The following is a 22,906-nucleotide window of genomic DNA, read 5'->3' as shown; positions in this document are numbered from 1 at the left end:
CCGGCCGGGCCCGCGGCCACGACATCGCACCCGAACGCACCACACCCGAGGAGGCAGCCGTGCCCGCAGCAGCGCGTGTCACCGACCCCACCGGACACCCCGGCATGGTCGCGGGACCCGGCGTGGCCACCGTGCTGATCGGCGGCCTTCCCGCCGCCGTGCAGGGCGACATGCACGCGTGCGCGTTCCCGCCGCCGGCCGCGCACCCGCCGTCGCCGTTCACCAAGGGCTCGGCCACGGTGCTCGTCGGCGGTCGCGGCGCGCTGCGACAGGGCGATCTCGCCGGGTGCGGTGCGCCCGTGGTGGCCGGCGCGCCGACCGTGCTGATCGGAGGTTGACGGTGGCCGAGCCGAACGCGCCGCTGAATCCGGATCCCGCGCAGCGCACCCCCGACGACGCCGCCGTGCTGGGTCGAGGCTGGGCCGCGCCCGCGCACCTGGATGCGCTCGGCGAGGCGGCGCAGGCGTCCGGGCCCGAGAAGGTCCGCCAGTCGTTGCTGCTGATCCTGGGCACCAGGCGCGGCGAGCGGGTGATGCGCCCCGACTTCGGCGCGGGCCTGGAGGACCTGCTGTTCGAACCGGTCACCGCGGCCACCGCCGCCGTGGTGCGGCTGCGGGTGGAACAGGGCTTGATCGCCTGGGAACCGCGCATCGACGTGCTCGGCGTCGAGGTGTCGGTGACCGACCGGGCGGCGGGCCGGCTGGACGTGAGCATCGACTACCGGATCCGCTCCACCAACACCTTCTACAACCTGGTCTACCCGTTCTACCTGCACGAGGGAGCAGCCAGGTGAGGGCATCGAGAGGGTGCGCAGCGCTTGGGCGCGGGCGGGGCGCGGGCGGGGTGGCCCGCGGGCGAGGGCGAGGGAGCAGCCGGGTGGAGGCGTCGAGGGGACATGCCGCAGGCGGGTTCGGCTGCGATGTCGGGGTGGTGCGCGGTGGCGGGCGTGGGCGAGGGGGCGGCCGGTTGAGGGCGTCGAGGGGGCGCGCTGCGGTCGCGGCCGGGGGTGCGCGAGGGGGCGGCCTCGTGAGGGGGCCGGCCGGGCGTGCCGCCGGCGGGCGCGGGCGTGCGCGTGGGGCGGCCACGGGTCGAGTGGGTGGGCTGCGGTCGCGGTCGGGTGGGGGCGTGGGTGAGGTGTCGGGGCGGTGTGTGGTGGGTGTGGGTGAAGGGGTGGGGTCGTGAGTGGGGTGCGGGGGCGGGGTGAGGTGGTGGTGGCCTTGTTGGCCCTGCGGAATGGGTGGGTGCCTGATTGGCATCCGACGCCGGGTGGGGCTTCGATCGGGGTTGCGCATGGCTTCGGGGCATTGCTGGCCGCGCTTGAGGAGCGGCTTACGGCGTTGCCGGATCGGCAACTCGCCGCACTCCTGGACATGGTGGGCGTGTCGCTGCTGCCCGCTCAGGGGGCCGACACGACCGTGTTGCTGCAACCGCTGCCGGGTGTGCCCGACGCCCGGGTCACCGCCGGGTCGCGGCTCGGTGCCACCGTGCCCGGACAGGACGCGCCGCTGGTCTTCGAGACCCAGGAGACGGTGGCCCTGGCCGGCGCGCCGCTGGTCGAGGTGTGGAGCGTGGATCCGGGTGCGGACGCCGCCGCCGACCACTCCGCCGACATCCTGGCCCGCCGCCCGGTCACGCTGTTCACCGGACTGCGGCCCGCCGTACGGGAGTTGTACCTGGCACACGACACGCTGCTCGCGTTCGCGGGGCGGGCCGTCGTAGAGGTGGCGATTGCCCTCGCCCGCCCCGCGTCGACCGCGCTGCCGGTCGGCTGGGCCTGGTGGGACGGCGCCGACTGGCGGCCGTTCGCGCCGTGGGGCGACGGCGACGACGCCTCCCGCGACGGCACGGCCGGACTGACCCGCTCGGGCACCGTGCGCTTGGTCGCCCCTTGCGCGACGGCCGTGACCACGACGGTCGACGGGATCGACGGCTATTGGATCCGGGCCCGGCTCGACTCCGCGCTCTCGGCGCAACCCGGCTTCGTGGTACCGGAGTTCGCGCACATCCGGCTCACCGCGGAGAGCGCGCATGCCCGGATCGCGCTGTTCGCGCATCCCGCTACGGGCGCCGGGACCACCGTCACGGTGCGCGCGCCGTACGGGACGACCGCGCCGCCGACCGTGACGCTGCATGTCGCGGACACCACCGCCGGCGTCAAGGAGGACGTGGCCGGACAGCCCGACAAGCCGCTCGCCGTGGCGGGCGGGCACGAGGGACACACCGTACGGTTCGGCGTCACCGTGCCGCCGACGGCCGCCGACACCTTCACCGCCGGCACCGCCGCCCCGAAACCGGGCGTCGACTACTTCCCGCTCGACGACCCCGACGACCTCACCGCGCCGCTCGCCCTGGACACGCCGCTGCACCTGGACCTGACGCTGCGCGCCGGACTGGCCCCGGACAAGGCGGTCGCCGACGCACAAGCCGTCGATCTCACCCGGGCGTTCACCCCGCTGGGCCCGGCCCCGGTACGCGGCAGCGCGTTCCACGTCGCGTGCGACGCGGCCTTCGGCAAACCCGGCGCCCGGGTGACCGTGGTGGTGGGCCGACCGCGCACCGCGGCGGAAGAGGCCGACCAGCGCACCGGCGAACTGACCGGCGGGGTCCAGAACGCCAAGGAGTTCCGGGACAAGACCGTCGCCGACATCCGCGCCGTGGCGACGAAACTGGCCGCGCTCACCGCCGTCACCGGCGACCTCGGCCGGGCCGTCGTCTCGCCGCTGTCCGGCGAGGACCCGGTCGGCTGGTACACCGGCGTCAAGACGCACATCCGCGACGCGCTCACCGCGCTCGGCACCGCCGCGCAGACCGAACCCGGCCTGTTCGCGGGCGTCGGCAGCGCCCGCGACCACGTCAAGGCCGCACAGACCGCGGCCGATCCCGGTCCCGACCTCGCCGCCGCGCTGACCGTCCTCGGAGGCGCGCCGCGCGCAAGTGCCGCGCTGCTCCTTGCCACCGCCGATGTGGCGGCGCAACTGTCGGCCGGGGCAAGCGCGTTGGCCGCGCCCCGGGCCGCGCTCGCCCAGGCCCTGACGGGTGGCACCGATGCCCAAGTGGCCGCCGCACACGGGCCGTTGGCCGGCGTACTCGGCACCGTGCTGGCCACCCCCACGCCCTACCTCGCGGACACACCGCTGCCGTCGTTCCTCGCCGCCGACCCCGTCGCGTTCGTCGCCGACGTGACCACGCGGATCGGCGCGGCCAAGGCGGCCGTCGACACCCAGGTGCAAAAGGCGCGCACGATCGCCACCGACCTGGAGAACCTGGCCCCCGAGGACCTGCTCAAGGCCGTCGCCGGTGCGCAGACCCCCAATCAGCTCACCGCGCCCGAGGTGACGTGGGAATACTTCGACGGCACCCGCTGGCGGCCGATCGGCGCCGCCGGCGCCCCCGCCGTACTCGCCCTGCAACGTTCGGGGGCGCTGCACTTCACCGTGCCCCACGACTGGGCGAGCGCGAGCGTCACCGGCGACGAACGCCGTTGGCTGCGGGCGAGGTTGGAACGCGGCAGCTTCTCGTTCCTGCGACAGGTCAGCTGGACCGACAAGTCCGGCGTGCTCAACTTCCTGCCCGTGGTGGAACCGCGCCCGCCGATCCTGGACCGGTTCGAGGTCTTCTACCGTCACCTCGCCGGACCGGACGACCCGGTCCACACGCTCGCGCTCGACGACCACTCGCTCGCCGACCTGACCACCCGCCTCGCCTTCCCCGGACCCGGCGCCACGCCGTTTCGACCGATGGCCGAGACCGCTCCGAGCCTGTACCTCGGCTTCGACGGCGAACTGCCCGCCGACCGCCTCGGGCTCTACGTCGAGCCCGCCGACGAGGACCCCGACGCGGTACCGGTGCGGCCCACCTGGGAGGGGTACGACGGCACCGCGTGGGTGACGCTGGCGACCGACGACGGCACGGAGGGGCTGACCCGCACCGGCGTGATCGGCCTGCTGTGGCCCGGCACTTCCGGCGCGCCCGGCGCCCCCGTCGCCGGCGCCGCCGACCACACGGTGACCCTGCTCGGGCGCGGCGCCGCGGCCCGATTCGCCCCCGGCGACCGGTTGTTGCTCACCGACCTGCGCGGCGGCGAGCCGGTGACCGTGGCCGCCGCCGACGGCGAGACGCTGACCGTGCGCGACCGGCTCACCCGCGCCTTCGCCGGCGGCGAAATCCGCGACGCGCCGCCGGCCCGATTCGGCACCCCGCGCACCTGGATCCGGGCCCGCTTCCCGGCCGAGGCCGACCCGCCGCAGGCGGCGCTCACCGCGCTGGTCCCGGGCGGTGCGCGGGTGCGGCAGGTGCAGACGGTCACCGACGAACTGCTCGGCTCGGCCGACGGCAGCGCCGGACAGGTCTTCCAGGCCCTGCGGATCCCGGTCCTGGACGGCGCCGTGGTCGAGGTGCGCGAACTGGACGGTGACCGGGCGGCGGTCGATCTCCCGCTGCTGCAAAGGGAGTTGGGTGAGCGGGCGGCGGCCGCGCTGCGTCTGGTCGGCGATCCGCGCACCGGTCGGACCACCGAGGTGTGGGTGCGCTGGGACGAACTGCCCTCGCTCGGCCTGGCCGGCCCGGCCGACCGGGTGTACGTGTGCGACCACGCCACCGGACGCCTGCTGTTCGGCGGCGACGGCCACGGCCGGGTGCCGCCGGTGGGCGCGGACAACGTGCGGCTGCGCAGCTACCGCTCCGGGGGCGGTGCGATCGGGAACGTACCGGCCGGCGCGATCACCCAGGCGATCAGCGCGGTCGCGGTCGGCGGGGTGAGCAACCCCCTTGGCGCGAGCGGCGGTACGGACGCGGAGCGTTTTCCCGACGTGCTGCGTCGCGGCCCGGCGCTGCTGCGGCATCGGCGGCTCGCGCTGACCGAGGCGGACGTGGCCGCGCTGGCCCGGGAGACGGTACCGGCGATTGCGGCGGCCCGCGCGCTCGGCGCCCGGGATCGGCACGGGCGGGTGCTTCCGGGCGTGGTCCGGCTCGTGGTGGTGCCGCGTGACGGTACCCAACGGCCCGCGTCGACCGGGGAGTTGTTGCGGCGGGTCCGGGACGCGGTGGGTGCGCGGATGCCGGCGGCGGCGCGCCTGGTGGTCGAGGGGGCGCGCTATTTCCCGGTCGGTGTGGCCGCGACGGTGCGGCCGATACGGGCCGGCGACGCGGGGCCGGTGCGCGGTGCGGTGCTCGCCGATCTGGCGCTGTTCCTGCATCCGCTGGACGGCGGGCCGGGCGGGACCGGGTGGCCGTTCGGGCGCGGGGTGTATCTGTCCGATCTCGCCCGGCGGCTGGAGGCGGTGCCGGGGGTGGACGTGGTGACCTCGTTGGAGCTGACCGTGGGCGGGGTGCCGGCCGGGGACGTGGTTCCGGTCGATCCGGACGCGGTGGTGTGCGCGGGTCCGCTCGCGGTGCGGTTGGCCGGGGCGGCCGGGCGGTCCGCGGGTTCCGGAAGGGAGTACTGAACCATGCCCCTGTTCCCGCCGAATCCCGACACCAGGCGGTGGCCCGACCTCGTCGCCGAGGCGCGGGCGCTGTTGCCGCTGGAGAGCCCGCGGTGGACCGACCACAACCACTCGGATCCCGGCATCGCGGTGATCGAGATGCTGGCGTGGCTGGTGGACACCGACGTCTACCGGGTCTCCAGGGTGACCGACCGGCATCGCCGCAAGCTGCTCGCGCTGCTCGGTGTACGACCGGCCGCGCCGAGCGCCGCACGGGTCGTGTTGGCGATCCGTCCCGGGCCGGGCGCACCGGCCGAACTGCCCGCCGGGCTCGGCTTCGTCGCACACGGGGCGGACGCGCCGCTCGGCCTGGAGACCGTGGCGGCATTGCCCCTGACCGGCGCCACGGTGGCGGCGGCCGGCACCGCGGCGGACTCCGCCGATGAGTCCAATTGGACCGATCACACCCCCACCCTTCTGGCCGGCACCCCCGTGGACGCCCTCGGCCCGGACCCGCATATCGGCGCCGCACTGCTGCTCGGCCTGGACCGGGCCCTGCCCGCGGGCACCGCGCTGACCCTGTGGGTGGACGCCGACGGAACCGACGACCTCGACACCGAGCCGCATCACAGCGCGCGAACCGTCTGGGAGGTGCGCTCCGGCGGTGCCTGGGTGGCGCCGGCCGAGGTCGACGACCACACCCGCGCGCTGACCCGATCCGCCGCCGTGCGCCTGCGGATCGGCCCCGGCGGGTTGCCCGTCGAGCCGCTGGGCTCGGCCGGTGCCCGGGCCTGGCTGCGCTGCCGCCTTGCGCGCGGCCGGCACGATGCGCCGCCGCGGCTGCGCCGGGTGGTCGCGGACGCGGTCGAGGCGACGCAGGCGAGTACGGCGGTCGGTGCCTACGACGTCGCGCCGGGGGTGGTGGTCGGCGGGGCGGGCGCTCCGGTGGAGGGGGCCCGCATCGCGCTGACGATCACCGTGGACAACGCGCGGACGGTTCGCACGGTGCATACCGGCGACTCGGCCGCGCCGACCGTGCGGGTGCTGCGCTGGATCGCGCCGACCGCGACGGTGCCCGGGCGGCTCGTGGTCGAACTCGTCGCGGTGGGCGTCGGGGACGGCGCGCCGGAGCAGGTCTTCGCGCTGCCCGGCGGTGCGACGGCCGAGGCGCCCAGGGTGTGGTTGGCCGATCCGGCGGGCGCTGTGGAGGCGGTGCGGTTGGTTCCGGATCTGGACGCGGCCCGTCGGACCGACCTGTCCGCCGTGTTCGACGCCCGCACCGGCACGCTGACCTTCGGCGACGGCCGCGCGGGACGGGTGCCCGAACCGGGCCGTACGGTGCTCGCCGGCTACCGGAGCACCGCCGGGGCCCGAGGCGGCGTACTCGCCCCGCCCGCACCCGTGGCCGTCGCCGACGACGCCCGCACCCGGGTCCTGCTCGGCGGACCACCCGCGCTGACCGCCACCCTCGTCGGCCCGGCGCAGGGCGGCACCGACGCCGAGGACACGGCCGCCGCCGCGGCCCGCGCGGAGCGGGCGCTGTGGGCCCACGAACGCCTGCTCGACGCGCTCACCGCGGCCGACGCCCAATCCCTCGACGACCTGCCCCGTGCGACCGTGCCGCGCCTGGCCGTGCCGGAACGCGCGGTCACCCTGCCGGGCGTGGAGCGGTGCGCCCTGGCCACCCCCGGCACCCGGATCGCCCGGGCCCGCGCCTTCGCCGAGACCGACCCGCGCCTTCCGGGCCTGGTCGCGGCGGGCTGCGTGACCGTCGTGGTGGTGCCGGCGCTGCCGCGCGAGCGCCCCGAACCCACCACGGGCCTGCTGCGCGCGGTCCGGCGGCACCTGGCCGGGCGGCGAACGGCCGGCACCCGGTTCTTCGTCACCGGGCCGCGCTATGTCGAGGTGCGTGCCGAGACGACGGTCGTCCTGCTCCCGGGCAACGATCCGGCCGTGGTCGCGGCGGCGGTGCGAACGGCGCTGGACACCTTCCTGCACCCGGTCACCGGCGGACCGCGCGGTACGGGTTGGCCGTTCGGGCGGGACGTGTATCGCAGCGAGGTGATGCGGGTGATCGACGAGGCCCCCGGGGTGGACCACGTGAGCGCGCTCGCGCTGCGCGCCGACGGCGGGCCGCCCGGTTGCGGCGGGTTGTGCGTACCGCCGACCGCGCTGGTCGTGCCTGGGGCGCACACGGTGAACGCGGTACGGGCGGAGGCGGGTCGATGAGGGTCGGTGGCGGCGCGGCGGCGACGGGTTCCGCGGATCGGGTGGTCGAGGAGGCCGGCGTGCGACTGGCCGCCGCCGATCTGCGCGCCCTCACGGGCAACGAGGTGTCGAGCCTGGCCCGGCACACCCGGGCCGCGCATCGCACGTGGGGGGTCGGTGTGGGTCTGGAGGTGTGGAACCTCGGCGACGGGCGGGTGCTCGTGGAGCCGGGCGTGGCGCACACCCGCTGCGGCGAGTTGCTGGTGCTCGGGGCCGACGAGGTGCCGTTCGTGCCGGCGCAGGCGACCGGGCCGCTGACGCTGGTGCTGCGGGCCGAATGCGGCGGCCCGAGGGCGCGGACGCGCTGGGTGGCGAGCGGGGTGCCGGCGGGCGCCGAGGACGTACCGCTCGCGGTCTACCACCCCGACACGGGGACGCTGGACGTCGGCGACGGCGCGCGGCGCAACGCGCACGGGCCCGGTCCGGCGGTGCTGGTCGCGGGCCGGATGGCGCGGGGCGGGACGGCCGCCGAGGGGTCGCGGATGCAGTGGTCGGCCCGGATCGACTTCGTCCGCCCGTTCGCGGGTGTACCGGAGGTGTTCGTCACCGTCGAGGGGCCGCCGCCGGCCCCCGCGGGCGCCACCACCGTGCAGGTCTCGGCGGTCGACGCGGCGGGCTTCCGGATCACCGTGCGGCACGTGCTGCCGGACGACGGCGCGCCGACCGAGCAGCCGAAGGTGTCCGCGGCGCCGATGGCGTTCGGGTGGACGGCGGTACTGGCCGCCGAGCCGATCCCGGCGCGCCCCGAGCCCCGCACCGACCCGTGCCCACCGCCGTGCACCCGCCCACCCCTGAACCTGCCCGGCCTCCGCGGCCGAGCCGACACACCGGCCGACGTCCGACCGGGCACGCGCCCGGATCCTCGATCGAGGGGGAAGTTCGTATGACGGGCCCGACGACGAGTGGGGCGGGGTTGCCGCCTACGCATCGGCCGAGCTTTTTCCCCCGGCAGGTGCTTGCCGCGGCGGAGTTGAACGACGTGGTTGCGGTGGAGCGTTCGCGGCGGTGGTTGCACAACCGGGTGTTGCACGGGTGGGGGGTGGCGCTCGGGCTCGAGGTCACCGGCGCTCGGGGCGGCAAGCGGGTGGCGGTCGGTGCCGGGTACGCGCTCGATGCGCTCGGGCGGGACCTGATCCTGGCCGAGGGGGTGGAGGTCGACGTACCGGCCGTCGCCGCCGGGCCGGACGGCGGTGCCGTGGTGTTCTGCCTGACGCTGCGCTGGACCGAGGACGACGAGGCGACGGTACGGACCCGGTCGGGCGAGTGCGGGGCGGTCGGCGCGGTGCGGTTGGCGGACGGGCCGACGGCGGCCTGGTGTACGCCGGCCGAACTGCGCGACGGGCTGGACGTGTTGCTCGCGACCGTGTCGGTGCGGGGTTGCGCGCTGACCGCGCCGCCCGATCCGGCCGGACGGCGGGTACTTCCGGTGTTGCCGACGCCGTATGTGGCCACCGGCTCCACGGGCGCCTTCGGCACGGTGTGGTCGCCGGTTGTGGATCCGGCCGGGGGTGTGGTGGTCGGGCTGCGCACGCTGGTGGACACGAGTGCGGCGGGTTTCGGCGACACCCCCGCTTATCTCGTCCGCCTCGACGGCGACCGGGAGTTGACCGCCGCCGGCGCGCCGGGCGGCCAGGCGTGCGTGCTGGACGGTACGCCCTACGTCGACGCCCCCGAGCCGGGACGGATGACCGTGGTGGTGCCGATGCCCGCCGGCCGGATCGGCGGGGTTATCGGCGGCGCCACGACCCTGCCGCTGAACCCGGCACAGGTGCTGGCCGATGTCACCCTGCCCGACCTGGTGCGAAGCGCACTCGGCTGGCACATCTCGTGGATGGGGGTGGAGGGGGCGTGAGCGGCGCGAGCGACTACCGCTGGGTCAACGCCCTCGGCCGCTGGCCCGGCGCGCGGTTCGCCGGCGTGCGCACCGACGGCGAGCGGTTGGCGCTGGCCCCGGGCACCGCCTCGCTCGAACCGGTGGCCGTCGCCGACCCCGCCCCGGCGGGCGGCCCGCTGGGCATGGTCGTGCTCGCCGACGGCACGGTCCTGGTCACCGACCCGGGCCACGGCCGCGTGCTACGAGTGGACGGCTGCGACCACACGGTATGCGTCCTCGGCTGCCTCGACGTCGCGACGGGCGACCCGGCCGCACTCCGCGAACCGCGCGGCCTGTGGCTGCTCGACGGCGGACGGCTGCTGGTGGTGGACGACGCGCCGCAGGGCCTCCGCGCCCCCGACGGTTCGCGCCGAGCGGAATGCCGTCCCGTCGGCATGGTCGTCCGGGCCGACACCGGTGAATACCTGGCGCCGTGGACCGATCCGCCGCCGGCCGAGGACCCCGCGCTGCGGGCCGCCCGCGAGCGGGTCGGCGGGCTCGCGGCGGTGCGGGTGTCCGACGGGGTGCTGGTGGCGGGTGGGGCGCGGCAGGTGCCGGGCGCCGGGGTGGTGTTCGTTCCGGACGGCGGCGGCGACGTCGTGCTGTTGGCCGCCGGGTACCTGGCCGGCATCGCGGTGGATCGTTGCGGGCGGGTGTTCGTCGCCGGCCCCGGTGGGATCGCCCGCCTCGGCCCCCGGCTGATCGGCGCGCGCGGCGTCGCCGTGGTGCCCGCGCCGAGGGAGCCGGTCGGGGTCGAGCACTGGGATCGGGTGCGGGTCGTGCTCGCCGAACCCGCGCCGGCGGGCACCCACGTTCGGGTCTGGACGATGCTCGCGACCGACGCCGCCGGCACCCCCGATCCGCCCGACCCGACGCACGCCGACGCGGACGACGCGCCCGTGCCGACCGCCCGGGGGCGCTGGCGTGCCGGCCCGCTGGACGGCTTGGATGTACGGGTCCTCGCCGGCCCGGCCCGCCCAGGCGACCGGCTCTGGATCACGATCGAACTGCTCGGCGACGGCCGCAGCACCCCGCGCGTGGACGACATCCGGGTGGAACGCCTCGGGCGCGGCCTCCTCGACGCGCTGCCCGCCGCGTACACGGGCGACGACGACGGCTCCGGCACGCTCGGCCGACTGCTCGGCCTGTTCGGCTCCGCGCACGCGGCGTCGGTGCGCGGCCTCGACGACCTGCCCGCCTCGCTCGACCCCGGCTCGGCCCCCGACCGCCCCGACGACCCGTGGCTGGACCGGCTCGCCGGCTGGGTCGACGCGGTACCGCTCACCGCCGCCGACGACGCGGCCCGCCGCGCGAACGTCGCCGGAGCGTACGCCGCGCACGGCCGGCGCGGCACCCCCGCCGGCCTGATCGAGGCGGTCGCACGCGAGACCGGGGTCGCCGTCCGGGTCGTCGAACCGCTGCTGCGCGCACAGGTCTGGCGCCTGGGCACCGGCGGCCTCGGCCGGGACACCAGCACCCGCGTCGCCGACCCCGGCCCGCCCGCACTGGACACCACCGCCGTCCTCGACGGCGCCGACCTCGTCCCGGCACACGATCGTGGCCTGCCGCTGTACGCGGCCTACGCACACCGGGTGTGCGTGCACGTCCCGCCGGAGCGGGCCGACGCGCTGCCCGAGATCGCCCGCGTGGTCGAGCGCGAGCGACCGGCACACGTGTTCGCACAGGTCCGGCTCGCCCGCCAGGGCGTGATTCCGGGACAGGTCGGCATCGACACCGTCGTGGCGGGCCCGCCGCCCGCGTGGACCGCCGGCGCCGGTCCCGAGTTGGGTGCCGACGTACGCCTGCCCGGCTCGCCCGCCGCGCACGTCGGCGGCCCGGTCGAGACCCGCCTCGACACAACGCTTCCCACACCGGGCGGTCGCGGTGCGACCCCCGTCCGTCTGCAAGGGGTTGAGCACACGTGATCCAGGACCGGCAAAACCACACGTCGGACACGGGATGCGGCTGCGGCGGCGAGGACGCGGCCCCGGCGCCGCCGGTGCGCAACCGGTTCTATCCCGGCAAGTCGATGGACGTCCGCCACTGGTACATCGAACAGTCCTACCACCGGCGGACGGCGGCCACCCTGGCCCGACTCGGCCTCGGCCCGGGCGTGTTGTGCGGGCTCGACGTCGAACTGGGCGCCGACGGCGCGCTGACCGTCTTCCCCGGCGTCGCGGTGGACGGCCACGGCCGGCTGATCGTGGTCGACGAGCAGGTACGGATCGAGCACCCGAACCAGCCCACGGACTGCGAGGGGGATCCGAAGGGCGACCCGATCGAGACCGGCACGGTGGTACTGCGGTTGTGCCGGCACGAGTGCGGGGCCGAGTACGCGCGCATGCCCGTCGTGGACTGCGAGGTGCGCGAGGAGTGTGTGCCCTCGCTGACCCTGGAACGGTTCTCCCTGCGGATCACCGCCGGCGAACCCGATCCGGTCGGGCTGACCGCCGCGCAGTGCGCCGCGATCTTCCCGACCCGGCCCGGCGAGCACTTCGACCGCCGGGAGAAGATCGCCGACACCGTCGAGCACGACTGCGGGTGCGTCGAGGAGTGCCTGGCGCTGGCGACGGTGACCTACGACCCGCCCGACGCGCCGGACCTGGACGCGGTCACCGCGCGGCCGGTCGTGTACTCCAACCGGGTGCTGTTCGACCTGCTGATGTGCCTGGCCGCGCGGGTGGACAAGTGTTGCGCCGACACCACCGCCCCGCCCCGGATCACCGGGTTGTGGCCCAAGGTGGGCACCGGGGCGAACCCGGACACCTGGCGGGCGTTCGTCGCCGAGAAGCGCCTGGAGATCGCCTTCGACCGGCCGCTCGTGGACGCCGCGTTCGATGCCCCCGACACCTGGCTGGGCCTGTGGCAACTGGACCACCTCGGCGCCCGGCGGCTGACCCTGACCCGGGCCGGCGGTGCGTTCACGCACGTCACGGTGCCCGCCGGCGGCGAGGGTGTGGCGTACACCGTCGGCCTGCAGAGCGAGGGGCTGCCCACCTCGACGGTGTTCGTGGTGGGCAGCCGGGTGGCGCTCGGCGGGCCGCCGCGCGCGCAGGGCCCGGACGGTCTCGCCCTGGACCCGGACCTGGTCGGCACGGCACTGACCACGGCCGATCGCAACACGCTGTGGGCGCTGGCCCCGGGCGCGCCCCGGGACACCACCCTGAACACGCTGATCGACCGGGCGCCGCTCACCGCCGTCCCGCCGTTCCCCTCCGGCAACGGCACCCAGGGCGGCGAGATGCACGTGTTCACCCCGTTCCCGCCGCCGACCCTGCAGGACGAGGAGCGCGCGCCCCGGCTGCTGCGGGTCTGGCCCGAGGGTGGCGTACGCCCCGACCGGGCCGGAGCGTCGCGCTTCACGCGTAGGCCGCGGATCCGGCTCACGGTGGATCGGGCGCTCGCCGATGCCGCGTTGGCCGACCCCGGCGGCTGGGTGCGGCTGTTCCAGGCGGTGCGCGAGGGTGACCGGATCGCCGGCTTCCGGCGGCTCGAACTGGGCGGCGGCGTCGCCGGGCAGCCCGAGCGCGAGTCGCCGGCACCGGCCGAATCGGTCACCTACACGTTCGAGGTGACCGGGGCTGAGCCGGACGGAGAGTTCCTGCTCCAGGTGCGCTCCTCGGACACCGTCCCGGTGCCGCCGCTGGGCGCGGACGCGCCGACCCTGGCGCTGGACGCGGACTTCCTCGGCACCGCGCTGGACAACCACACGCTCTTCTCGATCTGGTCCGGCGACCGGCACCCGCTCCCGCCGCTGCCGGCCGGCGCCCTCGGCACGCGGTCGACGGTCGGCGAGCGGTTGTTCGACGGGAGCCCCGGTGGGTTCCTGCACATCGCGTTCACGGTGGCGCGGGGATGAGCGCGGCGGCGATGGACCGAGACGTATGCCGAGACGCCTACCGAGGCGTATGCCGTGACGCACACCTGCACGCGCACCGATCCGCACATCCATGCACCCATCCATGCGCGCACCGATACGCACGCCGACTCGCACACCCATACGCACACCGATACGCATACCGAGGAGCTGAGGGACGTTGACCGGGTACGAACAAACGATCCGGCCCGTGGCGCCGGGCGGGCCGGGCGGGTGCGGTTGTGGATGTGGCGGGGGCGGTGCCGGGACCGGCGGTTCCGGTTCCGGTTCCGGTGGTTGCGGATGCGGCGACTGCCTGTCGGGGCACGCGACCGGGCGGCTGCGCCCCCGCTGGTTCGGCGGACAACTCGTCGGCCCGGAGGATCTGACGCAGACCGGGGTCTGGCTGCTGGAGCGCATGCGTCGGCACAACCGGCTGCTGCACGGATGGGGCGTGGTGTGCGGGGCGACCGTACGCACGGTGCCGTTCGGCGACGGCGGCCGGGTGCCGTGGCTGCTCGACGTGTCGGCCGGCTACGTGCTGGGCCCGTACGGCGACGAGATCGTGATCGAGCATCCGGTGCGGGTGGACGTCCGCGACGCGCTGCCGGGCGGCACCGAGGGCTGCCCGCCGCCGACCGACCCGTGGTGCGCGCCGGTGCGCCGGCGCCGCGAACCGGGGCGCACGTACTACCTGGCGGTGCGGTACGACGAATGCCTCACCGCGCCCGTGGCGGCGGCGGGGTGCGGGTGCGAGGACACGGCCTGCGAGTACAGCCGGGTGCGGGAGGGCTTCGTGCTCGGTGTGCTGGACACGCTGCCCCCGGCGTACCTCGCAGACATCGACGACACCCGCCAGGAGACGACCGGCTGTTCGTCCCGGATCACCGGCAACGGCACCCGGCCGTGCCCGTCGTGCCCCACCGACCCGTGGGTGGTGCTGGCCGACTTCACCGCGGCGGCGGACGGTCGGCTCACCGTCGACCCGCTGTACAACCGCCGCTTCGCCGCCTCGTTCGGCGGCTTCGGCTTCTACTGCGGCCAACCCGGCCAGAGCCTGGCGGGATCGCGGTGGGGCGAGGTCACCCGGCAGGCCGCGGCGCATGCCTTCGACGAGAGCCGCGCCGAGGACGTGCTGACCGCCGACGACCCGGCGGCGGTACGTGCGTTGCCGGCCCGCGCCCTGCTCGCGGTCGCGGACACCCCGCACCTGGCCGACGTACTGGGCGAGCGCACGGTGGCCGAATTGGCCCGGACCGACGCCGCGACGCTGATCGAGCGGGCCCAGGCGGCGGCCGTCCCGCCCGGCCCGGTGCTGACCGCGATCGACCGCGCCAACCTGGTGCTGCGACTGACCGAGGACTGATCCCGGACGGCCGCCGAACCCTGAAGCCGGAGTCAAGGCAGCCGAGAGGGCAAGAGCGAGCCGAAGGAAGCCGACCCTGAACCTCGACTGGAGATCGAGGTGTGTCCTGCGAACCCCGCCCGGCCCTCCCGGAAGCCGCCGGCACCTGATCGCGCACCCGGTGGTCGGGCCCACCCGGCGCTATCGTGAAAGACGGCCGGTGTCGACGCCACGACGGCGTCCGGGGCAGCCCCCGGACCCGGGCGGCGCCGCCGATCGGGCGTGGCGGATCGAGCCCTTCGCGGCGGAGTGCGCGTGGAGCCGCGCCGATGCGAGTCCCGAGTCCCGAGTCCCACCACGCTCGGCGCCGTCGCCTCCGGCCCCGGTACGGCCCCCGCCCGTCGCGGGCCGCCGCGCAGGAAGGGGACGCCCATGGCCGGCGCGTACGTGTACGACTTCTCCGAAGGCTCCCGCGATCGGGCCGATCTGCTAGGCGGCAAGGGCGCGAACCTCGCCGAGATGACCCGGCTCGGCCTGCCGGTACCGCCCGGGTTCACGGTGAGTACCGACGCCTGCCGGGTCTTCCTGCGCACCGGCGCGCCGCCGACCGGTCTGGACCGGGAGATCGACGAACACCTGGCCGGCCTGGAGAAGTCGATCGGACGGCGGCTGGGGCAGCCGGACGATCCGCTGCTGGTGTCGGTGCGTTCGGGGGCGCGGTTCTCCATGCCCGGGATGATGGACACGATTCTCGACGTCGGCCTCAACGACGCCTCGGTGCTCGGTCTGGCCGAGACGAGCGGCCGGGAGCGCTTCGCGTGGGACTCGTATCGCCGACTGGTGCAGATGTACGGAACCACCGTGCTCGGCGTGGCCGCGGCGCGGTTCGAGGGGGTGCTGAGCCGGCGGCGGGCCGAGCTGGGCATCGCCGACGACCTGGGGTTGGGCGTGTCCGACCTGATGGCGATCGTGCGGGAGTTCCGGGCGCTGATCGCGGCGGATACCGGCGAGGAGTTCCCGCAGGATCCGCGCGAGCAGTTGGATCGGGCGGTGCTCGCGGTGTTCCGGTCCTGGAACGGCGAGCGGGCCCGGGTCTACCGGCGGCGTGAGCACATCCCCGACGACCTGGGGACGGCGGTGACCGTACAGGCGATGGTGTTCGGCAACTCGGGGCCCGACTCGGGCACGGGTGTCGCGTTCACCCGCGACCCGGGTACCGGCCGCCCCGGCGTGTACGGCGACTACCTGCCCGACGCGCAGGGCGAGGACGTGGTCTCCGGGGTGCGGGACGCGCATCCGCTTCAGGACCTGGAACGGCTCGATCCCGCCGCGTACGAACGGCTGACCGGGTGCCTGGGATTGTTGGAGGCGCACTATCGCGACCTTTGCGACGTGGAGTTCACCGTCGAGCGGGGCAGGTTGTGGATCCTGCAGACCCGGGTGGGCAAACGCAGCGCCGAGGCGGCCTTCCGGATCGCCTGCGCGCTGGTGGACGAGGGCGTGATCGACTGGCCGGAGGCGCTGGCACGGGTCGACGGCGGGCAGCTCGACCAGCTGACCTTCCCGCGCTTCGACGCGCACGCCGACACCGAACCGCTCGCGCACGGTGTGCCGGCCTCGCCCGGGGCGGCGGTCGGCGCGGCGGTGTTCGACGTGGCCGAGGCGACCCGGCGGGCCGAGGCGGGGGAGCCGGTGGTGCTGGTCCGGCCCGAGACCAGTCCGGACGACCTGCCCGGGATGATCGCCGCCGAGGCCGTGGTCACCGGCCGGGGCGGGAAGACCAGCCACGCGGCGGTGGTCGCGCGCGGCATGGGCAAGGTCTGCGTATGCGGGGCGGCCGACCTGGACATCGACATCGAGGGCCGGCGGGCCACTGCGGCCGACGGGACCGTGGTCGCGGAGGGCGACATGATCTCGGTCGACGGCACGGCAGGCACCGTGTACCTCGGCGAGCTGCCGCTGGTGGCCTCGCCCGTCACCCACTACCTGGAGACCGGCGAGCGTACGCCCGGCGTGGTCGAGGCGGTCGCCCGCTTCCTGGACCATGCCGACGCGACCCGCCGCCTGGACGTGCTCGCCAACGCCGACACCGCCGAGGACGCGGCCCGGGCCCGGCGCTTCGGCGCCCGGGGGATCGGCCTGTGTCGCACCGAACACATGTTCCTGGGCGACCGGCGCCGGCTCGTCGAGGACCTGATCCTGGCCCGCGACGACGCCGACCGTCGGCGGGCCCTGGACGCCCTGCTGCCGCTCCAGCGCCGCGACTTCACCGACATCCTGGCGGCCATGGACGGCCTGCCGGTGACCATCCGGCTGATCGACCCACCGCTGCACGAGTTCCTGCCCGACCACACCGAATCGGCGGTACGGATCGCCCGGGAGCGCGCGGCGGGGCGCGAGCCGGACGCGCGCGAGGTGCGGATGTACGAGGCGGGTGAACGCCTGCGTGAGCGCGACCCGATGCTGGGGCTGCGCGGGGTGCGCCTGGCCCTGGTCGTCCCCGGCCTGATCGCCACCCAGGTGCGCGCGATCGCCGAGGCGACGGTGGCCCGGCTGCGGGCCGGCGGCGACCCCAGGGCGGAGATCATGATCCCGCTGGTGGCCACCGTCGAGGAACTGCGCCCGGCCCGGGCGGAGGTGGAACGGGTCCTCGTCGAGGTCGGGCGGGAGGCGGGCGTGGCGGTGCGGTGTCCGGTGGGCACGATGATCGAACTGCCCAGGGCCGCGCTCACCGCGGCCGAACTCGCCGGTGAGGCGGACTTCTTCTCGTTCGGCACCAACGACCTGACCCAGACCACGTGGGGCCTGTCCCGTGACGACGCCGAAGCCTCCTTCCTGGCCGCCTACCTAGAGCGCGGCATCCTGGCCGTCTCCCCGTTCGAAACCCTCGACCGTGCCGGCGTCGGCCGACTGATCGAGAGCGCCGTCACCGAGGCCCGCCGTGCCAAGCCGGACCTCCGCATCGGCGTCTGCGGGGAACACGCGGGCGACCCGACGTCGATCCACTACCTCGCCGGCCTCCCCCTCACCTACGTCTCCTGCTCCCCCTACCGCCTGCCGAGCACCCGCCTGGAAACCGCTCGCGCGACGGTGGTGGGCGGCGGCCCGGGGGACACGCGCCGAGCGGAGCCGGAGCCGGACGCCGCGCCGGTCGCGCCTTGTCGGAATCGGAATGCATGACCCTTCGGAATCGGCCACGCGGTGATGTCCGAGAGTGTGCGGGGGGTTCTGCGTGATGTGGATGTGCGGGCCGCCGGGGGCGTGCCGAGGAGGGGGTTCTTCACTTTCGGCTCGCTCGGCTGTTTTCCGGGATTTCACCGGGTGTAGTCGCCTGGTCACATGATCGGCCGAGGGCGTTGTCCACTTTCGGTAACGAGGCCAAAACAGAGCGTGTCGCCACTGTCTGTAAATGGGGTTTCACGCACTGCTGTCGATAGGGAAATGTGGCCTGCGTCGAAGCCGGGCCAACCAACCGCACGGCTCCACCGGGGCGGAGGGGCCGGCTCGACGAGATCGGTACGAACTCAGCCATGTAGAACGCACAACAAGGAATGAGGACACTTCGATGTTCCGCTCACTCGCCACCGTGGCGTCCGGCGTGGTTGCCGGCACCCTCATGGGCGCGCTCGTCTTCGCGCCCACCGCACGGGCCGACGCCGCCGCTCCCGACACCTCCTGCCCGACGGGGAACCTCTGCGTCTACAGCGGGGACAGCCTCACGGGAACGCGCACGGTCATCTCGGCGCGGGCGATCGAGGAGCGCAGTGACGCCGGATACACGATCCAGGAGCCGGTTCTGTCGATCGCGAACCGCACCGGCTTCGATGTGCTCCACGGCGTGAGTCGCTCCGTGGTGTGCATTCGGTTCCCCTGTTACCAGTACACCGTGGACGGGCGCGTCGAGGCCGGGCGCGACCTCGCGTCCGCCGACACGGCCGGTCGGCCGCTGGTCGTGGGCAAGGACTTCGGCCGGTAGGACCACGGCCGACGGAGCTCGGGCACTTCGGTACGACCGCCCGGGGTCGCCGTCCCGCGAGGGATGGCGGCCCCGGGCCTTTGCGTGTGGTGCGCGGCGCGGTGCACCCGCGCCATGTCGGGGCGCGGGGGAGGGGGTGCCGCGCGCTCCGGATCGGCGCCTGGCCGCGCGGTCACGCGAGGTCGCGCCCGGCCTCGACGTCGACCTCGTGTCGCGGACCGGCGGCGCCGATGCCGGGCGACCGTGGGCTTACCGGCATCTGTACCAATCTGTTGTGCGACGCGGTTGTGCGACGCGGTCGATCCGGACGGTCGGCGGGCGCTCGACGGTGCGACGGTGCGCGGTTTGGCCACCGACACACTGACCGGCGTACCGGCCCGCCCCGCCTCGGGTGATCCGGCGTTCCGCACGGTGGCGGGTGTGCTGACCGAGGAACTGCTCGACCGGTACCCCGCTCCGGGCGCGGTTGCCGGTCCGGGGCTGCTCGACGGTGTGGTCGGGGTGATCCTGGCCCTGCTCGCGGCGACGACGCCGAACCCCCCGGAGTGGGACTGGGCGCTGCTGCTCGGTTGATTCCCGAGGTCGGCCGACCGCCGGTGGTCGGCTGTCGGGAGCGGGCGGCACCATGGTCGACGTGATCGATGAGCGCTACTCCCGGCTTGCCGCCGAGCACCTGCCCCCCGACCTGGCCGAACGGTGGAGCGCGCTGCTGCGTCCCTGCGTTCGGCTGCGCCGAGCGGGTGCGGGCGAGCAGGTCGTCGCGGTCCTCGGCGGCGTGCCGGAGCTGCCGAGTGGGGTCGATTGGCCTGACTGGCCGGGGGTCGGGCCGTTGTCGTTCATCGCCTCGGTGCGGTGCGCGGCGCTGCCGGCGGCCGGGCGGTCGCCGGGCTTTCCGCCCGACGGAACGCTGCTGTTCTTCTACTTCGACGGCCGGGTCGACAATGATGGCGACGATGGGCCGGCGTTCGTCTCCATCTACGATCCCGCGACGTGGGCCGGAGCCCGAGTGCTGTACGTCCCCGAGGGCACGCCGGTCTTCCCGGCGGACGTGCCCCACGGGCCGGAACCGTACCCGCGCGTGGAGTTGGCGGCCGAGGTCGAGCAAAGTGCCCCCGATCTCTGGCTGCCGGAAGCGCGGAAGGCCCTGCTCGGCACCGACGACCCATGGCCCGAACCGCGCGAAATCCCGCTCGCACTAAGGCCGTTCCGCCGCGCCTTCGCGAAGCTCAACAGCCACATCGGCCACCGGATCGGCGGACATGCCGCACCGATCCAGGGCCCTGTCGAATACGAGGCCGCAACCGCGGACGTCGGCATCGAACGCTCATGGGGCGACCCACAGTTGGACGCGGCAGCCACCCGCTGGGTCCTCCTGGCCCAGTTCGACAGCGACGAGGCCGCGGAAATGGAATGGGCCGACACGGGAACCCTGTACTGGCTGATCCACCCCGAAGCCCTCACCACCCGAGACTTCTCCCAAACCCGCCTGATAGCCCAGTCCTGAGCCCCCAGAGCCGCGAGTGAACCGGTCGCATATCGCCGCCACCGACGCGACCGCGGCCCGGTGTACCGAAGCGCACTCGGTGGCGGGTCGCGGATATCGCCGATCTCTCCAGCGCACCCTCGCTGTGGCGTGATCGGTTGTGGTTGATGAGCCGCAACGGCGTCCTGACCGTGTACGCGTCGTCCGACAAGGTCTACGCCCTCTCGGCCGCCGACGGCGGCCGGCGTTGGTCGTACCCGTACGCCGGGACTCTGCTCGCCGCGCCGAACCGTCTCCTTGTGGCTTCGTATACGACGCCCTCGGCGGCGGCTTTGCCGCGGTGGTGCGGGACGGGCGGTCGTACGAGGCGATGGGGCGCCATGCGGAGGTGGCTGTGGGCTTGGGGGGCCAGGGCTGCGGGTCTACGGCTGCGGGTTTGCGTCCAGGGGACGCAGGAAGCGGCGTTCGTAGCGCTTGATGCAGCGCGTGGTGCGGGCGAGTTCGATCGCGGCCTGGCATTCCGGGTCGGTCGCGCTGTCGATGCGGTACTGCTCGTAGGCGGCGAACCCGGGGAACGAGAAGAGGGCGTAGGCGATGTCGCTGTCGCCCTCGCTCGGCAGGAAGTAGCCGTGGTGGGTGCCGCCGAAGCGGTTGACCAGGTGGACCCAGCGGCGGCCGTACTCCTCGAAGTCGGCGAGCTTGTCGGCGTCGATCTCGTACTTGAGGTGAATGGTGATCATGCGCTCATGATGCCGTGTTGCCGGCCGGCGTGGCGGACCAGCCGGACTTCAGTCGCATGGCCAGCAACTGGCCGGGCCACTCGGGTTGGTCGGGGCGCTCGACGGTGAAGGGGGTGACCGGGGTGAAGCCCAGGCTTTGGTATTGGCGGACCAGAGCGCCGTCGTCGCCCCCGTAGCAGTCGACGCGGATCAGGTCGACGCCGCGGCTCGCCGCCTCCCGGCGGGCGTCCGTGATCAGGGCGGCGCCGACGCCCGCGCCGACGAAGCGGCGGTCGGTGACGAGGAGGTTGATGAACAACTCGGGTTCGTCGATCGGGTCGATGTACGCGGAAGGCGTGTCCGAGAAGACACAACCGCCGGCCGGGACACCGTCGATCTCGGCCAGGCGGGCGTGCCCGCGGCGGATCACCGACTCGACGCGCGCCTCGCCCCCGGGGCGGGTGGACCACGGTTCGGTGCCCCATTGGCCGGGGCGGCCGGCGGCGGTCAGCCAGGCCACCGCGCTGTCGAGCATGGTGAGGAAGACTGGCACGGCGCCGGTGTCGATGTCGACCGTCCGCACCCGTACCGGCGGACGTGCGCCGTTCTCGTGTTCCCGTGCCATGGGGCCCCCTTCCGATCACCCCGATCCTCGCACGCGACGCGACTCGTGGAACAGAAGCGAAAGCGTCGATCGGCGGTCGGTGACACCGCAATTCCGATCGTCGCACTGCGGACGTGGCCGGCTCCAGCGTGTTACGTTCCCGCCATGGCATCGAGTGCTGCGAAGCAAGTCATCGATGGTTTACGGGAGTTGGCCGCACCGGGTCGATCCGCCGCCGAAGTGTTCGCGCGGGCCGACGAGTTGCTGCGGAATGTGCTCGGGTACGACGCGGTCTGTTGGCACACCGCGGATCCCACCACCGGGCTCGTCACCTCCGTGGTGAGCAACGACCTGAGCATGGAGGGGTTTCGCGAGGCGGTGCGGATGGAGGTGTGGCACGAGGACATCACCTCCTTCGCCGCGATCCGGCGCAGTGGGGTCCGGGCCGAGACGCTGAGTCGGGCGACGCGGGGGCGGCCCGAACGGGCGATGAGATTTCGCGAGCAGCTCGCCCCGTCCGGGTTCGGTGACGAATTGCGCGTGGTCTTCGACACGCAAGGCGGCCGGTGGGGCTGTGCCGCGTTCATGCGGGGTCGGGAGCACGGCCCCTTTCTGGGCCGGCAGCGGGACCTGGCGGATGTCGCCGCGCGGCACATCGGCAACGCGCTGCGGGCCTGCCATGCCGCCCCGACGTGGGCGCTCCCGGCGGATACGGCGCCCGCGATGATAATCCTCGGTCCGTCGAACGGCCTGGTCGCGGCGGATCAGCGGGCCCAGCGGCTGCTCGCCGACCTCGCCGACGACTCGTCGGCCTCACTGTCCGTGCCCACCGCCTTCGCGATGGCGTCCGAGCACGCGCGACGGGCCGCGTCCGGGGTGCTCGCCGCGCAGGTGCCGATTCGGGTGCGTACCGGGGACGGGCGGTGGTTCGTGTTGCACGCCTCGCTGGTCGACGGTCTCGCCGACGGGCACGTCGGGGTGGTGGCCTCGCCCGCGTCACCGGCCGAGACGATGCCGCTGTACCTGGCCGCGTTCGGGTTGACCGGGCGCGAGCAGGAGGTGGCGCTGCAGGCGATTCGCGGTTGCGACACGCGGGAGATCGCCCGGGTCCTGGCGATGACCCCGTACACGGTCCAGGACCACCTGAAGGCCGTGTTCACCAAGGCCGGGGTGTCCAGTCGCCGGGCGCTGATCGCCCGCATCGTGCAGGGTGAGCTGCCGCCGGAGTAGCGGTCGTGGGCGGTGGGCGGACGCCGGGAAAAGGTCGCGGACGTGCGTCGGGGCGGTGTTAGGGTGCCAGACGCACTGTGTCACATGGGATGAGTTCGTTCGGAGAGGGAACGTCATGCGCCGAGGGTT

The 22,906-nt window shown here is 74.5% G+C and carries 16 protein-coding genes; 14 read left to right on the top strand and 2 right to left on the bottom strand.

All coding sequences use genetic code 11. The annotated features are described in order from the left end of the window. Positions 1 to 59 precede the first annotated feature (59 nt). The 13 genes from ACH4XV_RS22955 to ACH4XV_RS22895 all read left to right on the top strand — a co-directional run bounded on the left by ACH4XV_RS22955 (position 60) and on the right by ACH4XV_RS22895 (position 20,245). Entirely contained in the window at positions 60 to 338 is a 279-nt protein-coding gene (locus tag ACH4XV_RS22955) for a PAAR domain-containing protein (protein ID WP_126638728.1), read from the top strand. A 2-nt stretch (positions 339 to 340) separates the two neighbouring features. Further along, positions 341 to 793 (top strand): GPW/gp25 family protein, encoded by a 453-nt coding sequence (locus tag ACH4XV_RS22950; protein WP_395792618.1) that lies wholly within the window; start codon positions 341 to 343, stop codon positions 791 to 793. A 511-nt stretch (positions 794 to 1,304) separates the two neighbouring features. Further along, a complete protein-coding gene (locus ACH4XV_RS22945) occupies positions 1,305 to 5,444 on the top strand; it encodes a hypothetical protein (RefSeq protein ID WP_395792616.1) in 4,140 nt (1,379 codons plus the stop codon). Between the two features lie 3 nt (positions 5,445 to 5,447). Beyond that, complete coding sequence (locus tag ACH4XV_RS22940; RefSeq protein ID WP_395792614.1) at positions 5,448 to 7,652, top strand: baseplate J/gp47 family protein; 2,205 nt, start codon at positions 5,448 to 5,450, stop codon at positions 7,650 to 7,652. Then, a complete protein-coding gene (locus ACH4XV_RS22935) occupies positions 7,649 to 8,578 on the top strand; it encodes a hypothetical protein (RefSeq protein WP_395792612.1) in 930 nt (309 codons plus the stop codon). The genes ACH4XV_RS22940 and ACH4XV_RS22935 overlap by 4 nt, the downstream gene beginning before the upstream one ends. Beyond that, positions 8,575 to 9,543 (top strand): hypothetical protein, encoded by a 969-nt coding sequence (locus ACH4XV_RS22930; RefSeq protein ID WP_395792610.1) that lies wholly within the window; start codon positions 8,575 to 8,577, stop codon positions 9,541 to 9,543. Before ACH4XV_RS22935 ends, ACH4XV_RS22930 begins: the two co-directional genes overlap by 4 nt. Further along, complete coding sequence (locus ACH4XV_RS22925) at positions 9,540 to 11,489, top strand: phage tail protein (RefSeq protein WP_395792608.1); 1,950 nt, start codon at positions 9,540 to 9,542, stop codon at positions 11,487 to 11,489. Before ACH4XV_RS22930 ends, ACH4XV_RS22925 begins: the two co-directional genes overlap by 4 nt. Continuing rightward, entirely contained in the window at positions 11,486 to 13,423 is a 1,938-nt protein-coding gene (locus tag ACH4XV_RS22920) for a hypothetical protein (RefSeq protein ID WP_395792606.1), read from the top strand. Before ACH4XV_RS22925 ends, ACH4XV_RS22920 begins: the two co-directional genes overlap by 4 nt. 178 nt (positions 13,424 to 13,601) lie before the next feature. Further along, positions 13,602 to 14,786: a hypothetical protein gene (locus ACH4XV_RS22915; RefSeq protein ID WP_395792604.1), complete on the top strand. Its 1,185-nt coding sequence runs from the start codon at positions 13,602 to 13,604 to the stop codon at positions 14,784 to 14,786. A 411-nt stretch (positions 14,787 to 15,197) separates the two neighbouring features. Then, positions 15,198 to 17,945 (top strand): pyruvate, phosphate dikinase, encoded by a 2,748-nt coding sequence (ppdK, locus tag ACH4XV_RS22910; RefSeq protein ID WP_395792602.1) that lies wholly within the window; start codon positions 15,198 to 15,200, stop codon positions 17,943 to 17,945. 385 nt (positions 17,946 to 18,330) lie between these two features. Then, a complete protein-coding gene (locus ACH4XV_RS22905; RefSeq protein WP_395792600.1) occupies positions 18,331 to 18,741 on the top strand; it encodes a peptidase inhibitor family I36 protein in 411 nt (136 codons plus the stop codon). Between the two features lie 345 nt (positions 18,742 to 19,086). Next, positions 19,087 to 19,314: a hypothetical protein gene (locus tag ACH4XV_RS22900; protein ID WP_395792598.1), complete on the top strand. Its 228-nt coding sequence runs from the start codon at positions 19,087 to 19,089 to the stop codon at positions 19,312 to 19,314. A gap of 52 nt (positions 19,315 to 19,366) precedes the next feature. Beyond that, a complete protein-coding gene (locus tag ACH4XV_RS22895) occupies positions 19,367 to 20,245 on the top strand; it encodes a YwqG family protein (protein WP_395792596.1) in 879 nt (292 codons plus the stop codon). Positions 20,246 to 20,646: 401 nt separating this feature from the next. On the opposite strand, the gene ACH4XV_RS22890 is transcribed toward ACH4XV_RS22895, so the two are convergent. Both ACH4XV_RS22890 and ACH4XV_RS22885 read right to left on the bottom strand, forming a co-directional pair. Further along, on the bottom strand, positions 20,647 to 20,964 hold the full coding sequence (locus tag ACH4XV_RS22890) for an NIPSNAP family protein (RefSeq protein ID WP_395792594.1): 318 nt from the start codon (positions 20,962 to 20,964) through the stop codon (positions 20,647 to 20,649). A 4-nt stretch (positions 20,965 to 20,968) separates the two neighbouring features. Continuing rightward, the gene (locus ACH4XV_RS22885; protein ID WP_395792592.1) at positions 20,969 to 21,568 is read right to left on the bottom strand and encodes a GNAT family N-acetyltransferase; all 600 of its coding nucleotides are present in this window, start codon (positions 21,566 to 21,568) and stop codon (positions 20,969 to 20,971) included. Positions 21,569 to 21,712: 144 nt separating this feature from the next. On the opposite strand from ACH4XV_RS22885, the gene ACH4XV_RS22880 reads away from it, so the two are divergent. After that, positions 21,713 to 22,777 carry a LuxR C-terminal-related transcriptional regulator gene (locus ACH4XV_RS22880; RefSeq protein WP_395792590.1) on the top strand — a complete coding sequence of 355 codons (1,065 nt, stop codon included), beginning with the start codon at positions 21,713 to 21,715 and terminating at the stop codon, positions 22,775 to 22,777. Positions 22,778 to 22,906: the final 129 nt, after the last annotated feature.

This window comes from Embleya sp. NPDC020630 (genome assembly GCF_044334985.1).
GTDB lineage: Bacteria > Actinomycetota > Actinomycetes > Streptomycetales > Streptomycetaceae > Embleya.
The sequence above is the reverse complement of the archived record's forward strand: the minus strand, read 5'-3'. Positions and strand labels throughout refer to the sequence as shown.

What these genes read in the sequence shown, in the direction of transcription:
- ACH4XV_RS22880 (WP_395792590.1), top strand. Translation starts at nt 21,713, where the DNA reads ATGGCATCGAGTGCTGCGAAGCAAGTCATCGATGGTTTACGGGAGTTG.
- ACH4XV_RS22930 (WP_395792610.1), top strand. Translation starts at nt 8,575, where the DNA reads ATGACGGGCCCGACGACGAGTGGGGCGGGGTTGCCGCCTACGCATCGG.
- ACH4XV_RS22890 (WP_395792594.1), bottom strand. Translation starts at nt 20,964, where the DNA reads ATGATCACCATTCACCTCAAGTACGAGATCGACGCCGACAAGCTCGCC.
- ppdK (WP_395792602.1), top strand. Translation starts at nt 15,198, where the DNA reads ATGGCCGGCGCGTACGTGTACGACTTCTCCGAAGGCTCCCGCGATCGG.
- ACH4XV_RS22885 (WP_395792592.1), bottom strand. Translation starts at nt 21,568, where the DNA reads ATGGCACGGGAACACGAGAACGGCGCACGTCCGCCGGTACGGGTGCGG.
- ACH4XV_RS22940 (WP_395792614.1), top strand. Translation starts at nt 5,448, where the DNA reads ATGCCCCTGTTCCCGCCGAATCCCGACACCAGGCGGTGGCCCGACCTC.
- ACH4XV_RS22895 (WP_395792596.1), top strand. Translation starts at nt 19,367, where the DNA reads ATGGTCGACGTGATCGATGAGCGCTACTCCCGGCTTGCCGCCGAGCAC.
- ACH4XV_RS22905 (WP_395792600.1), top strand. Translation starts at nt 18,331, where the DNA reads ATGTTCCGCTCACTCGCCACCGTGGCGTCCGGCGTGGTTGCCGGCACC.
- ACH4XV_RS22935 (WP_395792612.1), top strand. Translation starts at nt 7,649, where the DNA reads ATGAGGGTCGGTGGCGGCGCGGCGGCGACGGGTTCCGCGGATCGGGTG.